The sequence below is a fragment of the Gemmobacter megaterium genome, from assembly GCF_900156815.1.
GTDB lineage: Bacteria > Pseudomonadota > Alphaproteobacteria > Rhodobacterales > Rhodobacteraceae > Wagnerdoeblera > Wagnerdoeblera megaterium.
The window spans coordinates 14221-27302 of sequence record NZ_FTOT01000012.1 but is presented as its reverse complement, the minus strand read 5'-3'; the positions used below and the strand labels follow the sequence as shown (position 1 = coordinate 27302).

The following is a 13082-nucleotide window of genomic DNA, read 5'->3' as shown; positions in this document are numbered from 1 at the left end:
TCAGACCTGCGCCGCCGTTTCGGCTTCGGTCATGGGGGCAACCTCCGCATCTGCCACAAGCTGCGCAGACCGCTGACCCCGGTGTTTGCGCCACTCGTCGATCAGCACCTTGCGCACCTCCCGGTAATCCAGGCCGAAGCGATCCGCGACCGCCCGAGCGGCGTCGCGCAGAACGGCTTCGAACTGCGCGACCTCCTGAGTCATGGCCCGCGCGGTCTGGCGCTGGACCTCATCTGCCAACACCCAGCGGCCCTCGTCCCGCTGATTGTCCCTGCGCTTGCGGCGGGCATCCTCTTCGGCGTTCTGGATCCGGGCCAGTTCATAGCGATCCGGATCCTTGGCATCGAGCGGTGCGCCGGACCTGGGCGCCTTGGTGGTCGGGACTGTCGGAGGAGCATCCCCGTCCAGTTCCCGGATGGCGCGCTTGGTCGCAGCACCATTTCCCAGCATCTGGCCCGGATGAAGCCCCTTGCCGAGCGCGGCGGCGACCTTGTCCAGGTCGAACCTGCGGGCACGCCCATCGCCTGAAAAGCACCCCTCCAGCTTGCCTTCACTGACATACTGGCTGATGCGGGCCTTGGAGACATCCAGTCGCGCCGCAAGCTCGGTTGCGTTCAGTTCAGGCATTTACCTTTCCATCGTTAAGGCCAGCCAAGTTTAGGCTTTGCCCAAAGTTAAGCGCACCCCCACACGCACGGTGCGAATTACCCGCGTGCGGAGGTGCCGGGGAAGGACCCGAAGGGGGGTCTGGGGGTGGTCTCTGCCTACCCGCGAGACCGCTTTTCGACCATTCGGCCCAGGGTGCGGGAGAGGTGGGCTGGAAGCCGCGCCCAGAACTCGCGCGCGGCCTCTGCGTGAAACCCCAATCGGGGTTGGTAGATTGGGGCCGTGTCCGTCAGCGTCAGAATGCGGATCGGGATATCGTCAGGCGCGTTGCGCCGATAGACGCCGGGTGCCAGCCCATGCTTTGGGATGAAGTACCGCGCCTTGCCACGCCGGGCTTTGCGCTTCCGCGAGGCTTCGGTTTCGTTCGATGTATATCCGACATCGCGCCCGACTTGCAGCTGCGACATCACCTGATTGCGTTCGCCCGATGACCAGTTGCCATATCCGTCGATACGGGCGGCATCTGTCGGTATGGCGGTCCGCACATAGTCATCCGACGCAAGCGCGATACGGCGTTCGACGGCTTTCTGTGGCCGCGACCCACCATGTTCCTGCACCTTCAGGAAATACCGCCGCTCGACCGACGCCCTTTCCCCTATCTCGACTTCCAGCCTGCTTGGCCTCGCCCCACGCAACACACCGAAAGCGCGCTGGGTGTAGCGGGTTGGCCGATCAAACACCACGTTCATCCGGTTCTGAATGTGCTGCTGCACTTCCGTCGCGGTGTCGTTCAAGGCCCATGTCGCAGCCTGACGCACATCACGTGTGGCAAGCTGTCTGATTTGAGCCTGAAAGCGGGCGTCATCGAGATCGAAGGAAAGTTCCACCCCTACCCCCGGAAAAGCGAAAGCCCCGAGCGAGGCTCGGGGCACATTGCAGGCGTGTCACTCGGAGCGTATCAACCCGAGCGCGCCGCCCACCAGCCCGAGGCGCTGCCCGCTTTGCGGGGGTCCATCGGGCGTAAGGCTATGGGGAGGGACGATAGGCGTAGCGATTCGCGCCTGTCAATCCCCCTTTGTGCAGGCCGACCAGATCGGCCGCGCTGGCACCCACCAGCACCTCGCCCCCGAACAACTGCATTCGCACCGTGGCGCCACCGTCGGCATTCAGCTCGACCACCTCGCAGCGCGCGCCCGCAAACGCCCCGCCAGTGAACAGGGCCATCTCGCCTGGACGCGCCATGGCAGAGGCACGGCGGCGAGCAGCCAGCGCCATCCGTGCGGCCTCGCCCTCGGCATCCACCCGGCGCATGGCATGGATCTGGCGCAGGCGTTCCGGCTCCAGCACACCCCACTTCCCATCCGCCCGGCACAGGGCGCCGGTGATGAAGGGGCAGGACAGGACGCGGTGCACCACCGGCTGCCCCCGGAACCGCGCGAAGACATAGCCCGGCAGGTAGCGCCGGGCATAGTCGCGGGGCTTGCCGTGGCGGGTGACACGACGCATCAGCACCGGGTGGAAGCCATAGACCCCGCGCAGGCGCAGCCATGCCTCGGCCTGATCCTCGCGCTGGGGCGTGACGCGCAGCGCATACCACCGCGACGGGCCGGGCGTGACCAGCGCCGCACCCGAAGGGGCCAGCGTCACGGCATCGCCAATGGACAGGCCAAGGAACGAACGCGCGGCCATCATGCGGCATCCCCTTGGCTGGCGGCCTGCGCACGGGCGGCGCGGGCCTGATCCCCACGCGCGACGATCTCGCGCGCCGCGGCCTCATCATCGACCAGACGGCGCAACCAGGCGCGATCCGCATCCGAGGCGACCCCCAGCGCAATACGCTCCTGCACCCGGTCACGCATACTGCGATCCTCGACCGCCTGACGCTGGCACAGGGTCAGGTCATGCGGCATCACCGGGCGTGGATGCGCGATCAGGTGTCGGTAGAGCTGGACGAGATAGCCCGACGCCTCGGCACGCGGCCCGGCGACCGAGGCCAGCCAGCTGCGCACGATATCCGGGATGGCCGGGGGCCGATCCTCCTTGCCTGCGGCCATCTGGCGGATCAGCACCTCTGACGGCCAGACATTGCGCTTTGGCCCACCGGCGGCGCGCAGCACCTCATCCGCCAGCGCGACCAGCGAGGGCCGGGACAGATAGGCCAGATGCGTCACCAGACGCTGCATCAGCGCCTCATGCTCGGCCTCGGTCATCGGTTTGCCGTTGGCGCCCTTTCCACGCTGCAATCCGCTGGTGGCCAGCCGCTGCACGAACAGCTCGCGCACCGCCTCTCGCCCTGTCGCCTCGTGGGTATCGGTGTTGCCCGTGTCCATCATCCCTGCCCCTTTTCTCAGCCCTGCCCGGCTGGCCACCAGCGCGGCTGCGTTCTGTTCCATCGCGTAAGTCTTTTCTTCTCTTCTCTTTTCTCTTCTCTTCTACGCAGAACAGTTCCGAACTGTGCGGTACTGTTCCGGAACAGACTGGAACTGTTCCGGAACAGAATTCGACAGTTTCACCGCCCGCGCATCGGCCCCTCGCACCAGCCCTGCGCCACGGCGTGCATCAGCGCCGCCTCGTAATGCGTCGCCCGGCGGTTGCCCTTGCAGCCTTGCTTGAGCCAGTCATCCATGCGCCCGATCAGCCGGTCATCGGCCAGAACATGCTCGGACAGACCCATGCCGCGCAGCGCCTCGCGCAGGCGTTTGAGGCGCTGATAGGTGGCCTTGTCCTCTTTCGACAGCTCGTGGATCTCGCGCCGTTCGATGGCATCCTGCACCTGCGCCAGCACCACAGGATGCATCAGCCGCACCTCTCCATCGGACAGGCACGGGCACCAGTTGCGCAGCGGCCCGAACTCCATGCGCCGCAGCTCTGCCATGCGCCGCGCATCAACGCGCAGCATCTGGGCCAATTCGGCGTCATCGTCGGGCAGCGTGCCCACGGGGCTTTCCAACTGGCTCAGATCGAACAGCGCCCGCGCCATGCCCTGCACCTCCCAGCTGCACAGGCGGAACGACCGCGACGACAGCCAGCGCAGATGCTGCCATTTGACGAAGCTATGACCATCCAGCCGAACACCTCGCGCAACGGGGTATTCCGGCAGATCGTTCGGAACAGGTTTCAGGCGCGGCGCTGTCATGCGTCCCCCTCATCTGCGCGCATGATCGTCTCTTCCAACAGCCGCGCGCGCATCGCGTCGGTGGTGCAGGCGGCCGGTTGCTGCCGCGCCCAGGTCAGGGCCTCATAGGCCCGGATGCGGCGCTCACCGGCCCGCCGGCGGATCGTGTCCTTGCTCGCACGGTCGGTCACAACAGCACCCCCTGCCGCCCATCGGCCTTGTCCAGCATCAGCAGATGCGCCGGCCCCTCATGCGCCCGATCCCATACGAACCAGGCATTGAGCATCGGTGGCGCACCCCCGCCGCTGAAATCGATCCGCCAGCGCATCAGATACACGCGGGCAGGCGTATGCTGCGCCCAAAGCGCGGCGCGCGAGGCCGCACCGGGCCAGCCCAGCGGCAGCAGCAGGGCCACATACTCCAGCCCCAGCACATCCAGCGCGTGGCGGATCCAGTCGCCCGAATTGCACTCGGCAAACGGCGGATTGGTCACCAGCGCCCGCGCAGGCGCATCCTGCGGGCCATAGTCGTAAAACGACCGGATCGCCGCGCCGCAGCCCCGGTCGATCAGGTCAGACGCCGCGACCGTCAGGCCCACGGCCTGCATCTCGCGCACCATCGCGCCGTCACCCGCCGCTGCCTCCCACACCATGCCAAAGTCGCGCAGCCGCGCGCCCTCCACCGCCAGCAGGGCGCGGGTCGGCTCGGGCGGCGTGGGGTAGAAATCGTGCTTTTCGCGGGGCGGCGCGGCGTCATAAACGCCCTCGCCCGCCTCGATCCCGACCAGCACCGGCTGCGCCACCTTGCCGGTTGCGCGGAACAGCCCGCGCGCGGAGGCCGCAGGCCGCGTCATGCCGCAACCCTCACGCCCAGCAGCGCGACGCCCGCCGGGGAAATCTCATAGCTGCGCCGATCCGGCGGGCCGAGCGCCAGAATATCGCCACAGCGGCGCAGCTCGGCGATATCGGCGGGCTGGATCCCGCAGCGCCCGCGCCATTCCGGGCCGGTCAACGGCACCCAGCACCGCCGGGCCCCATGCCAGAACGCCCGCAGAAAGGCGCGGCGCTCGGCGGTGCTCAATTCGTTGACCCCGCGATTGCTCATCCTGCCGCCTCCAGCTTTGCCGCCACCCGCCGCAGGCCATGGGTCACGCTGCTTTGGTCACAGCGCAGGGCGCGGGCGATCTCGGGCGCTGACATGCCCCGCTTGCGCGCAATCGCCATAACCGCCCAGCGGGCCGCCACGACCGGCTTGCTGCGCCCGGCGCCGCGGATCGCAGCAACGGGCAGGCCATTCGTGCGGGCGACGACCTCGATCACCTCATCCAGCATCGACTCGGGCAGCAACACCCGGCGCAGCATCTGCGCATCGGCCTCGATCGCCCGGACACGCGCCACCGCATCGTCGCCAAACTCTGCCGCAACGGCAGCGCCAATCGAATGCACCGCCTGTTCCAGCCCGTCGAGGCTGGCCAGCATGGCATGGCGCACGCGAAAGGCCTGATCACCCTCCATGCCGCAGCCCCCCGCAGATCCCGCCGCGCCGAGGGGACGGCGCGGCAGTCGTCAGCCGCGAAGGTGCAGCCCGACAGGCAAGAACAGGCCTTTCAGATTTGCCGGGAACGCCCGGTGCGGCGGGGCACATGCGCCCCTGGCCCCCGCAGGGGATGCGATGCGCGGCCCGCGCGCTCGGGACAAGCAACGCGCGCCGGGAATATGGTGCCCCGGAATGACCCCCGGCGAGTTGCGCACCGGGGGCCACGATACAGGACGAACGGCGGCGACCGGCCGCCAGCAGATCACGGCCGGTCCTGGCCGCAATGGGGTCGAGCACGCACGGCTTCGGCTTTCGGGCGCTGGCCTGCCATAGGCTGTGCCCCCTGATCCCGTTCAGGGTCCGCGCGCCCATCCCGCCGCGACGGGTTCTGATTTCGCGGCTGCCTACACTGGACCACGCCTGCGCGCTCGGGACGCCAGCCCCACCCGCCAACTTGCCGTGACCACCGAAGGGCGCGCGGGCGCCGAGGTGGCGGGGAGGGCAGGGATGCAGGGGCTGGCAACCGGAACGCGCCGCAAAATGTGGACTGGAACGACGCACTATCCGCGACATGTCGTCGCAGGCTACAATGGGCGGTGTGAGGGCGATTCGTTGACGCGAACCGCCCTCCGCGACAGCCAGGCAATCCCGCCCGCTGCCACACATAGCCATGACAGGAGAAACACCATGGCCACGTTCATCGACCCGGAGTCCGGGCTCGAACTTAATGCCGTACCGAAGAAGCGCATAAGTCTGGACCCCAAGGCCCAAGCCGTTGCCCGCCGCCTGCGCTCCGAGGGGCACAAGATCCAGGACATTGCGGCCATGCTTGGAACGAACCAAGGCCGCGTGCAGGCGGCTCTGGGTCGTACCGGCCGGAAAGGCAAAGATCAGCTGTCGCTGTTCTGAGCTGATCCGATGAAAAGCAGGGAGAAGCGCCAAGGGAACTGACGACCGGCGGTTTCGACCCGCCGGTCGTTTTGCTGCGCTTTGGCAGCACCGCTGACGTCCAGCGATGCTGCCAAAGCCCAGAAAAAGCCCCCCGAGGGCGCCACCTCGGGGGGAGGTCAACAGGGAGGTGCCGGGGCACCCTGCCCCGGCCTCCGGCGCGCACCACGCCGAAGATATGGCCCGACCCGCAGGCGCGCAGGCCGGGCGGCGGGCCGCGCCAGTGGTGGCGAAATCAGCGGCCCCGGTATCGAAAAGCCCCCCGGCCACGGCGGGCCGGGGGCAGGCATGACCCGCGCGAGCAGTAGATGCGCAGGCCGAGGCATGGGGGCGGGGGGAAATCATTGATCTGCCCCCTTGAGGCGGCGGAAAAACTTTTCCGACCGCAGCAGGAACACATGATGCGCACGGGCCGCGCGCATGGCACGGCGCCGGTAGAACCGCGCCAGAATCCGCCAGAACACGCGCTGCATCACACGCCCTCCGGGTCGATCACCTGAAACACCGCCTCGGCCCCCACCAGGGCAATCACCCGCAGCACGTAGCGGAAATGCGGCGCATTTTCCTGCCGCAGCCAGTTGCGCACCGTGCGCGCCGTCACCGGGCGACGATCCGAGGTCAGCACCTGCGCGGCCAGCTCTGCCAGTTCGTTTTCGGTGACCGCCTCGGGAAAGGCCCGCCACAGCAACCCGGCAAACCACGCCCGCTCGGCATCCTCGCTGCCACGCGGCGGCAATTTTCGGAAAGACATTTCCGACACTCCTGTGCTGTTCTGCCCGTGTGGAGAGCGAACAGGAACAGAGGAAAGGACCGAGGGCGCCGTGTGCTTCATCACGCGGCGCCTTTCGTTTGGGGAGGTATCTTTTTGAAAGCAAAGAGAGATCTGGGGCAATGCAAGCCCTTCGCCGCGCACGCCCGCTCCAACGCGTCAAACCAACTTGCCGGAAATTTTCCATCTCTCTTTGCCGCGCGAACGGAAAACTCACCTACACCACAGAGGCGACGCACCTCTTCGGCTCCAAGGGCAGCTATGATGTCAGATACGTTCGTCATGCGCCATAAATGACAACTTTCTTGTCTCTACACAAGACAAGAACTTCACGTTGCGGCAAGAATCTTGTCAGATAGGACTTGCTCCATGGACAAGCCCTTCGCCGATCAAGCTTCTCGGATCCTCTGGCACCGAGCCCTACTGCAGTATACTCAAGACGAGTACGCGCGGAGGGCGGGCTTGAAACGGGCCGCTATCAACAACTATGAAAGCGGTGATTTTCAGATTGGGCTGGCTGCTGCCCGCGCTCTGCGGAAGACGTACGGGCTATCGCTCGATTTCATATATGAGGGTGAAGTCGAGGCATTGCCGATGAACTTGAGAAAAGCTCTGCTAGACAAGCCCATCGATAGATGATCGAGGAAGTCAATTGTTAGACCAGACTCCCTTGCCGCTGAAGCCAATAGCCTGATTCTGTCGCCTTCTTTCATCAGTTCCGCCCTATGATTCCACCCAAGATCGTCATGCGATGCATCGTCACATTCAACCTCATTGGCAAAAACACACATTTTCCCCCCTAATTTGACACACATCAATTAATGCTTGGCGAATCCACGCCGCCGAACCACAATAGCCTCTGCGGCTACAAGGGGGCTGGGATGATCAAGGTTGGTGGAATTCTCTCTATTATCTTTTGCTTTCAAACGGTTAGCGCATTCGCACAGAGCGCGAGCACAGTGGCGGAATGCGCGAAGGTGGCCGAGAACAGCCAAAGGCTTTCATGCTATGATTATTTCTTCCCACGCCAATCGCCCGCCCCCGCTACTATCAATGCCATGGAGAAGACTATCTGGCATTCATTCTCAGAGCAGTCAGCAATGACAGATACCATGAGCCATTGGGTAGCGGCCAACTCCGAGAGCGCCGTAAAATGCAATGATCACTCGCGCGCCAAACCAATGGTGATGATGATCTCCTGCTACGAGAACACGACGAGCATAACTATTGAAGGCGAAGGATGTTTTTTTTCAAAATACTGGGGCAAAGTCGAGTATCGCCTCGACGATCAACCCATGAAAACAGTCCGAATGACAGAAAGCAACGACAATAGAGCGCTTGGACTCTGGTCTGGGAAGCAGAGCATTCCCTTCGTCAAGTCGCTTCTGGGTGCAACGAAGATCCGCCTGCGCATACTGCCAGTGAACGAAGATAGCATCGAGACGACCTTCAATCTTACCGGCCTTTCGGATGCACTCGCGCCGGTCAGAAAGGCGTGCGGCTGGTAGACACCAGGAACCCAACGCCCGCCAGAGCTACCAAAATATAGCTCGATATGCCCCGATTCTTGGTTGGCGCATCTCATAGCGACTCGAACAGACAAGATTCTTGTCATTTTTCCTTGATCTGACAATTTTCTTGTCTAGTATAGCCCCCATCGCAACCCGATGGAGGCTCCGATGCCCACGCTACGCATACATGAAGCCTACCCCGACGAGGTATGGTTCGACGCCCCCGAGTCCGGGGCAAAGACCTGCCGTCTGTGCGTGGCCTTTGTCATGTGGGCTCAGGACGATGACGACGATCCGACACGTGCTGCACGGGGATACCACGACCCGGTCACGGGCTGGCTGGCCGACCAGCGCGGGTTCTGGCTGCTGGTCGGCGACGAGCGCCCAGGGCAGGCCATATGGATGCAGAGACTTACGATCCTCAAAGGCCGAGTGATTTTCCGATCAGACGAATGGCCTCCGGGGCGGCGTCCAGAGCCTGACGCAGAAGTGCGGGTACGGCTGCTTTCACTCCATCGGCGGGCAGGTCCGTGATGGCCGCGCGCAGCTTTTCCTTGATCCCGTCCGGCGCTTCGGCTGCATCCACTGCGTCCAGCATGATCTGCCTGATCGTATCATCGTGCAGCTTGACCGTCACGACGCCAAGGATGGCGGTCAACCCTCCGTCATCGGCAAGAAAATCGAGGCCTCGCGGGGTGATCTCTGCCCGCAGGATCTCGGGCATTGACGCAGGCGATTTTCTGACCGCGCTGGCCACCACCAACCCATGGCCGCTCAGATACATCAGGTTCCGCACAAACAGTGGCTCAGCCCGGAATTGGGGCGACAGGTCCGGCAACGCCATGGCGGCCGGATACAGCTCCGCCAATGCCACGAGAATACGCCGCTGCAGATCCCGGTCGAGCGGGGCTGCCGAAACCTCAATCATTTCCCGCGTTCTCCTTCTCGTTTGCGTGGGAATCGCCGGGCGCGTGTTTGCGGCGCGCGCCCGGCACCAAGTCTAGCCGTTTCCCCCACCCTCACAACACAGGAGGCCCCGATGCCCACCCCCGACCCCACGCACGGCGCCGCGAATGTGGTGCGCCTGCACCCGCTGCGCCCGGCGCCCCGCCCCGAGGCCGATCTGCCCACCTTTTTGGCGCAGGCATGTGGCCGTGTGAAAATGGCCGTCCGCCACATGGTCCACCAGGGCCGCGTCACCGTCACCCACCGCCCCGGCGGTGCCGCATGACGCATTTCGAACGCCTCAACACCCGCCGCGCCCGCACCGACCTGATCCACGCCGCGCTCACCGCCCTGTGGTCCACCGGCGCGGCCCTTGGCTGGGCCATCCTGCTGGCCGAAGGCGCGCGCCTCTACCTCGGCCACCTCGCCCAGCTTCCCCACCCATGACGCGCGGCACGCTGATCTCCATCAGCACCGGCGACGGGACAAAGACCGTCCCGGTCCCGATGGAAGTGTTCAAAGCCGCGCTTGATCAGGTCCGAGGAACCCCGCCCATGAAACACGACCCCGACTTTGCCCGCCAGAACACCGACGCCTACGCCGTCACCTCCGACGAGCTGCGCCAGTTCATCGAACGTGCCGAACAGCTTGCCGCCGAAAAGAAGGACATCGCCGAGCAGGAGAAGGAACTGTTCGCCGAAGCGAAGGGCCGCGGCTACGACACCAAGGTGATGCGCAAACTCATCGCCCTGCGCAAGCGCAAGCCAGACGACGTGGCCGAGGAAGAGGCGATCCTCGACATGTACAAATCCGCGCTGGGGATGGTGTGACATGACCTGCTGCGACGACATCAAGCACCAGCGCCTGTATCGGGCCGAAACCCCAAGCGGACAGGCCGTCTGGTGCCTCAAATGCGGCCGCGCCCACCCCGCAACACCATCCGAGATCGAGCGCATCCGCGCGACCGGCGGCGATGCCTGACCCTTCGGTGACTGGCCCCGCGCGGGCCAGCATCCCAAGCGCCAGCTTAGGAGTATCCCCGAATGCCCCCCATCCCGCCCCGTGGGCTACCCACCTCACCGCCGCCTCTGCCCGGCGCGGCGCCCTGTCTGCCCTGCGGCCCCTCGCCAACCCCGACTGCCCGACCTGCGGCGGCACGGGCTGGCACACCCGCCGCGTCGAATTTGGCGTCACCGGCACCGAGGCCGTGGCCTGTCATTGCACGGAGGCCACCCCATGAACGAGCTTGAAGAACTGCGGAACCCCCAGCCCGACCCGCCCCCGCCTCTGCTGCTGGCCGCGCTGGGCGCGCTGATGGTCATCGCGGCGATTGTGGTGTGGGGGTTGTGATGGGGGAGACGCCAATCCGCATCCAGCTATCCCGCGCCAAGGGCTGGCGGATGCCGCCGAACACCGTGAAGGTGGACCGCACAACGAAGTGGGGCAACCCGTTCAAGGGGGATGCCGCCGCATGTGTCGCAGCGTTCCGTGACCTTTATCGGGGGCGCTGCAAAGTGATTTGCGGCCCGTCCGAACCGATTACTGGCATGGCATTCATCCCGGCCCACGTCATGCCTGAACCGCGCGAACTACGCGGCAAGAACCTCGCCTGCTGGTGCCCCATAGGCAGCCCCTGCCACGCCGACGTGCTGCTGGAAATCGCCAATGCTTGACCGCCCCCTGCGCGTCCTGATCGGCTGCGAAACCTCTGGCGTCATGCGCCGGGCCTTTGCCGCCCATGGCCACGACACATGGTCCTGCGACCTGCTGCCTTCCGAGGACGGAAGCAATCGGCACATTCGGGGCGACGTGCGCGACCATCTGGCCGACGGCTGGGATTTGCTCGTCGTGGCCCACCCGCCCTGCACCCGGCTCTGCAACAGCGGTGTCCGCTGGCTGCACAGTCCGCCTCCGGGGCGCACGGCTGCGGACATGTGGGCAGAGTTGGACGAGGGCGCGGCCCTGTTCACGGCCTGCTGGCAGGCGCCGGTGGACCGGGTGGCCGTGGAAAACCCGGTGATGCACCGCCACGCCCGCGAGCGGCTGCCGGCCAATCTGCCGCGCCCGCAGATCGTGCAGCCGTGGTGGTTCGGTGAACCCGCCAAGAAGGCAACCGGATTCTACCTGCGCGGCCTGCCGCCTCTCGTGGCGACCAATCGCCTGCCCCTGCCCGCCAAGGGCAGCGACGAGGACAAAAGATGGCAGGCCGTCCACCGCGCCAGCCCCGGCCCGGATCGCTGGAAATTCCGCAGCCGCACATTCGAGGGCGTTGCCGCCGCATGTGCCGACCAATGGGGCCGCGCGGCCCTGCAACAGATCAGGAGCGCAGCATGACCGACCTCGCCAAGATGAAGGACTGACATGGGCAAGCGCGCCACTTTCACGGGAAAGCAGATCTCCGCTGCCGTCGCGGCTGCGCGCGCAGCAGACCCGCGCGCGGTGATTGAAATCATCACACAGTCTGGCACGATACGAATCCTGCCGGAATCCACCCCAGAGAAACCGGCCGACGAGGTGGAGGCATGGTTCGGGCGTGACGATGGTTAATCTGCGCGGCATCAACAAGATCCGCAAACGCCTGTCAGACGGCAGTGTGATCGAGATGCACTATGCGTGGCGCGGCAAGGGCGCCCCATGCTTCTGGCGCAGCGACAGCAATATCCTGATCGGATCGCCGGAGTATGTCGCCGCGCTGGCCGAGGCCGCGCCGAAGGGGCAGGCCGCAAAAGGCAAGTTCCGCGAGGCGATCCTTGGCTTTCTTGCCAGCCAGGAGTTTCGCGGGCTGGCACCGCGCACCCAGTCAGACATGCGCACATCCATCAACCATCCGAAAAACGGGATAGACGTCAAATTCGGTGATGCCCCGATCCGGGCGTTCGATGATCCGCGCATCCGCAAGCGAGTGCTGGACTGGAGAGACGGGATCGGCGGCAAGGTGGGCGATGACCGCATTCGCCACCTGCAACGGATCGTCGGCTGGTCGCTGGATCGCGGGCTCCTGATGCAGCACCGCCTGATGGGTATCAAATCGACCTACAAGGCCACCCGCGCCGAGGTGTTCTGGCTGGCGGCCGACATCGAGACATTTGTGGCAGGGGCGCCGCCCCATGTCGGGCGCATCCTGATTGCCGCCACCGAAACCGGCCTCCGGCCCGGCGATCTGGCCAAGCTAGCGCGCGAGCATATCCACCCGACGCCGACTGGCCGTCGCATCGTCGTCTGGACATCCAAGGGCAAGGCCAAGCGGCGCATTGCCTCTATTCCCGTGACACCGCGCATGGCCGCGCTGATCGACAGCACACCAGCCGATCAGCGCGCCATCATCACCAACAAGGGCGGACAGCCCTATCAGCACGAGAACTACCTGGGAGACGCGGTCAGCACGTGGCGTGACAAGCTGGGGCTGCGATCCGAACTGCGGCTCTATGATGCGCGCGGCACCGCAGCCACCAGACTGTTCCAAGCCGGGGCCGAACTGCGCGAGATCGCCACCCACATGGGCTGGTCGATCAAGCACGCGGCAGAGGTGATTGAACGATATGTCGCACTATCACCGGAGATGACCGACGGCCTGGCCGCAAAACTGCAAGAGGCCGAATCCAGAACGAAAGTGCAAACTGCGGTGCAAACCGGATAGGTCGAAACCTGCTAA

Annotated in this window: 23 protein-coding genes; 11 read left to right on the top strand and 12 right to left on the bottom strand. The window is 65.3% G+C overall.

The window, feature by feature from the left end; genetic code table 11:
- From BW970_RS18010 to BW970_RS17975, 9 genes are all read right to left on the bottom strand, one after another.
- Nucleotides 1-627 carry a hypothetical protein gene (locus BW970_RS18010; RefSeq protein WP_083701367.1) on the bottom strand — a complete coding sequence of 209 codons (627 nt, stop codon included), beginning with the start codon at nucleotides 625-627 and terminating at the stop codon, nucleotides 1-3.
- A 137-nt stretch (nucleotides 628-764) separates the two neighbouring features.
- Nucleotides 765-1493: a hypothetical protein gene (locus BW970_RS18005; protein WP_076534026.1), complete on the bottom strand. Its 729-nt coding sequence runs from the start codon at nucleotides 1491-1493 to the stop codon at nucleotides 765-767.
- A gap of 139 nt (nucleotides 1494-1632) precedes the next feature.
- Nucleotides 1633-2298, bottom strand: coding sequence for a transcription termination/antitermination NusG family protein (locus BW970_RS18000; protein WP_076534024.1), 666 nt, complete (start codon nucleotides 2296-2298; stop codon nucleotides 1633-1635).
- Nucleotides 2295-2999 carry a hypothetical protein gene (locus BW970_RS17995; protein WP_083701366.1) on the bottom strand — a complete coding sequence of 235 codons (705 nt, stop codon included), beginning with the start codon at nucleotides 2997-2999 and terminating at the stop codon, nucleotides 2295-2297. The genes BW970_RS18000 and BW970_RS17995 overlap by 4 nt, the downstream gene beginning before the upstream one ends.
- A 116-nt stretch (nucleotides 3000-3115) precedes the next feature.
- Nucleotides 3116-3742 carry a hypothetical protein gene (locus tag BW970_RS17990; RefSeq protein WP_076534022.1) on the bottom strand — a complete coding sequence of 209 codons (627 nt, stop codon included), beginning with the start codon at nucleotides 3740-3742 and terminating at the stop codon, nucleotides 3116-3118.
- Complete coding sequence (locus BW970_RS20820) at nucleotides 3739-3912, bottom strand: hypothetical protein (RefSeq protein ID WP_159441470.1); 174 nt, start codon at nucleotides 3910-3912, stop codon at nucleotides 3739-3741. The genes BW970_RS17990 and BW970_RS20820 overlap by 4 nt, the downstream gene beginning before the upstream one ends.
- Nucleotides 3909-4574, bottom strand: coding sequence for a hypothetical protein (locus BW970_RS17985; RefSeq protein WP_076534020.1), 666 nt, complete (start codon nucleotides 4572-4574; stop codon nucleotides 3909-3911). Before BW970_RS17985 ends, BW970_RS20820 begins: the two co-directional genes overlap by 4 nt.
- Entirely contained in the window at nucleotides 4571-4825 is a 255-nt protein-coding gene (locus tag BW970_RS17980; RefSeq protein ID WP_076534019.1) for a hypothetical protein, read from the bottom strand. The genes BW970_RS17985 and BW970_RS17980 overlap by 4 nt, the downstream gene beginning before the upstream one ends.
- Nucleotides 4822-5235, bottom strand: a complete 414-nt coding sequence (locus BW970_RS17975; protein ID WP_076534017.1) for a helix-turn-helix domain-containing protein — start codon at nucleotides 5233-5235, stop codon at nucleotides 4822-4824. Before BW970_RS17975 ends, BW970_RS17980 begins: the two co-directional genes overlap by 4 nt.
- A gap of 709 nt (nucleotides 5236-5944) precedes the next feature.
- On the opposite strand from BW970_RS17975, the gene BW970_RS17970 reads away from it, so the two are divergent.
- Entirely contained in the window at nucleotides 5945-6166 is a 222-nt protein-coding gene (locus BW970_RS17970; RefSeq protein WP_076534015.1) for a hypothetical protein, read from the top strand.
- 380 nt (nucleotides 6167-6546) lie between these two features.
- Here the strand turns inward: BW970_RS17970 and BW970_RS21270 are convergent, their stop codons facing one another.
- Together BW970_RS21270 and BW970_RS17965 are read right to left on the bottom strand one after the other, a co-directional pair.
- A complete protein-coding gene (locus BW970_RS21270; protein WP_268235108.1) occupies nucleotides 6547-6678 on the bottom strand; it encodes a hypothetical protein in 132 nt (43 codons plus the stop codon).
- A complete protein-coding gene (locus BW970_RS17965) occupies nucleotides 6678-6956 on the bottom strand; it encodes a hypothetical protein (protein ID WP_076534013.1) in 279 nt (92 codons plus the stop codon). The genes BW970_RS21270 and BW970_RS17965 overlap by 1 nt, the downstream gene beginning before the upstream one ends.
- 387 nt (nucleotides 6957-7343) lie before the next feature.
- On the opposite strand from BW970_RS17965, the gene BW970_RS17960 reads away from it, so the two are divergent.
- Both BW970_RS17960 and BW970_RS17955 read left to right on the top strand, forming a co-directional pair.
- Nucleotides 7344-7613 carry a helix-turn-helix transcriptional regulator gene (locus BW970_RS17960; RefSeq protein WP_076534012.1) on the top strand — a complete coding sequence of 90 codons (270 nt, stop codon included), beginning with the start codon at nucleotides 7344-7346 and terminating at the stop codon, nucleotides 7611-7613.
- Between the two features lie 242 nt (nucleotides 7614-7855).
- Nucleotides 7856-8482 carry a type VI secretion system-associated protein TagO gene (locus tag BW970_RS17955; protein WP_076534010.1) on the top strand — a complete coding sequence of 209 codons (627 nt, stop codon included), beginning with the start codon at nucleotides 7856-7858 and terminating at the stop codon, nucleotides 8480-8482.
- A gap of 424 nt (nucleotides 8483-8906) precedes the next feature.
- On the opposite strand, the gene BW970_RS17950 is transcribed toward BW970_RS17955, so the two are convergent.
- On the bottom strand, nucleotides 8907-9413 hold the full coding sequence (locus BW970_RS17950; RefSeq protein ID WP_076534008.1) for a hypothetical protein: 507 nt from the start codon (nucleotides 9411-9413) through the stop codon (nucleotides 8907-8909).
- Between the two features lie 111 nt (nucleotides 9414-9524).
- Here BW970_RS17950 and BW970_RS17945 point away from each other — a divergent pair, with 111 nt between their 5' ends.
- From BW970_RS17945 to BW970_RS17920, 8 genes are all read left to right on the top strand, one after another.
- Nucleotides 9525-9716, top strand: coding sequence for a hypothetical protein (locus BW970_RS17945; protein ID WP_076534007.1), 192 nt, complete (start codon nucleotides 9525-9527; stop codon nucleotides 9714-9716).
- The gene (locus tag BW970_RS20815) at nucleotides 9713-9877 is read left to right on the top strand and encodes a hypothetical protein (protein WP_159441469.1); all 165 of its coding nucleotides are present in this window, start codon (nucleotides 9713-9715) and stop codon (nucleotides 9875-9877) included. Before BW970_RS17945 ends, BW970_RS20815 begins: the two co-directional genes overlap by 4 nt.
- Nucleotides 9878-9984: 107 nt before the next feature.
- Entirely contained in the window at nucleotides 9985-10260 is a 276-nt protein-coding gene (locus tag BW970_RS17940; protein WP_076534083.1) for a DUF2312 domain-containing protein, read from the top strand.
- A gap of 1 nt (nucleotide 10261) precedes the next feature.
- Nucleotides 10262-10411: a hypothetical protein gene (locus BW970_RS20810; RefSeq protein WP_159441468.1), complete on the top strand. Its 150-nt coding sequence runs from the start codon at nucleotides 10262-10264 to the stop codon at nucleotides 10409-10411.
- Between the two features lie 368 nt (nucleotides 10412-10779).
- Nucleotides 10780-11103, top strand: a complete 324-nt coding sequence (locus BW970_RS17935) for a DUF4326 domain-containing protein (protein WP_076534005.1) — start codon at nucleotides 10780-10782, stop codon at nucleotides 11101-11103.
- Nucleotides 11096-11764, top strand: coding sequence for a hypothetical protein (locus BW970_RS17930; protein WP_076534003.1), 669 nt, complete (start codon nucleotides 11096-11098; stop codon nucleotides 11762-11764). The genes BW970_RS17935 and BW970_RS17930 overlap by 8 nt, the downstream gene beginning before the upstream one ends.
- A 27-nt stretch (nucleotides 11765-11791) precedes the next feature.
- Entirely contained in the window at nucleotides 11792-11977 is a 186-nt protein-coding gene (locus tag BW970_RS17925; RefSeq protein WP_076534002.1) for a hypothetical protein, read from the top strand.
- Nucleotides 11970-13067, top strand: coding sequence for a tyrosine-type recombinase/integrase (locus BW970_RS17920; protein WP_083701364.1), 1098 nt, complete (start codon nucleotides 11970-11972; stop codon nucleotides 13065-13067). Before BW970_RS17925 ends, BW970_RS17920 begins: the two co-directional genes overlap by 8 nt.
- The last annotated feature ends 15 nt before the right edge of the window (nucleotides 13068-13082 follow it).

What these genes read in the sequence shown, in the direction of transcription:
- BW970_RS18010 (WP_083701367.1), bottom strand. Translation starts at nt 627, where the DNA reads ATGCCTGAACTGAACGCAACCGAGCTTGCGGCGCGACTGGATGTCTCC.
- BW970_RS18000 (WP_076534024.1), bottom strand. Translation starts at nt 2,298, where the DNA reads ATGATGGCCGCGCGTTCGTTCCTTGGCCTGTCCATTGGCGATGCCGTG.
- BW970_RS17995 (WP_083701366.1), bottom strand. Translation starts at nt 2,999, where the DNA reads ATGGAACAGAACGCAGCCGCGCTGGTGGCCAGCCGGGCAGGGCTGAGA.
- BW970_RS17990 (WP_076534022.1), bottom strand. Translation starts at nt 3,742, where the DNA reads ATGACAGCGCCGCGCCTGAAACCTGTTCCGAACGATCTGCCGGAATAC.
- BW970_RS17985 (WP_076534020.1), bottom strand. Translation starts at nt 4,574, where the DNA reads ATGACGCGGCCTGCGGCCTCCGCGCGCGGGCTGTTCCGCGCAACCGGC.
- BW970_RS17980 (WP_076534019.1), bottom strand. Translation starts at nt 4,825, where the DNA reads ATGAGCAATCGCGGGGTCAACGAATTGAGCACCGCCGAGCGCCGCGCC.
- BW970_RS17975 (WP_076534017.1), bottom strand. Translation starts at nt 5,235, where the DNA reads ATGGAGGGTGATCAGGCCTTTCGCGTGCGCCATGCCATGCTGGCCAGC.
- BW970_RS17970 (WP_076534015.1), top strand. Translation starts at nt 5,945, where the DNA reads ATGGCCACGTTCATCGACCCGGAGTCCGGGCTCGAACTTAATGCCGTA.
- BW970_RS21270 (WP_268235108.1), bottom strand. Translation starts at nt 6,678, where the DNA reads ATGCAGCGCGTGTTCTGGCGGATTCTGGCGCGGTTCTACCGGCGCCGT.
- BW970_RS17965 (WP_076534013.1), bottom strand. Translation starts at nt 6,956, where the DNA reads ATGTCTTTCCGAAAATTGCCGCCGCGTGGCAGCGAGGATGCCGAGCGG.
- BW970_RS17960 (WP_076534012.1), top strand. Translation starts at nt 7,344, where the DNA reads ATGGACAAGCCCTTCGCCGATCAAGCTTCTCGGATCCTCTGGCACCGA.
- BW970_RS17955 (WP_076534010.1), top strand. Translation starts at nt 7,856, where the DNA reads ATGATCAAGGTTGGTGGAATTCTCTCTATTATCTTTTGCTTTCAAACG.
- BW970_RS17950 (WP_076534008.1), bottom strand. Translation starts at nt 9,413, where the DNA reads ATGATTGAGGTTTCGGCAGCCCCGCTCGACCGGGATCTGCAGCGGCGT.
- BW970_RS17945 (WP_076534007.1), top strand. Translation starts at nt 9,525, where the DNA reads ATGCCCACCCCCGACCCCACGCACGGCGCCGCGAATGTGGTGCGCCTG.
- BW970_RS20815 (WP_159441469.1), top strand. Translation starts at nt 9,713, where the DNA reads ATGACGCATTTCGAACGCCTCAACACCCGCCGCGCCCGCACCGACCTG.
- BW970_RS17940 (WP_076534083.1), top strand. Translation starts at nt 9,985, where the DNA reads ATGAAACACGACCCCGACTTTGCCCGCCAGAACACCGACGCCTACGCC.
- BW970_RS20810 (WP_159441468.1), top strand. Translation starts at nt 10,262, where the DNA reads ATGACCTGCTGCGACGACATCAAGCACCAGCGCCTGTATCGGGCCGAA.
- BW970_RS17935 (WP_076534005.1), top strand. Translation starts at nt 10,780, where the DNA reads ATGGGGGAGACGCCAATCCGCATCCAGCTATCCCGCGCCAAGGGCTGG.
- BW970_RS17930 (WP_076534003.1), top strand. Translation starts at nt 11,096, where the DNA reads ATGCTTGACCGCCCCCTGCGCGTCCTGATCGGCTGCGAAACCTCTGGC.
- BW970_RS17925 (WP_076534002.1), top strand. Translation starts at nt 11,792, where the DNA reads ATGGGCAAGCGCGCCACTTTCACGGGAAAGCAGATCTCCGCTGCCGTC.
- BW970_RS17920 (WP_083701364.1), top strand. Translation starts at nt 11,970, where the DNA reads ATGGTTAATCTGCGCGGCATCAACAAGATCCGCAAACGCCTGTCAGAC.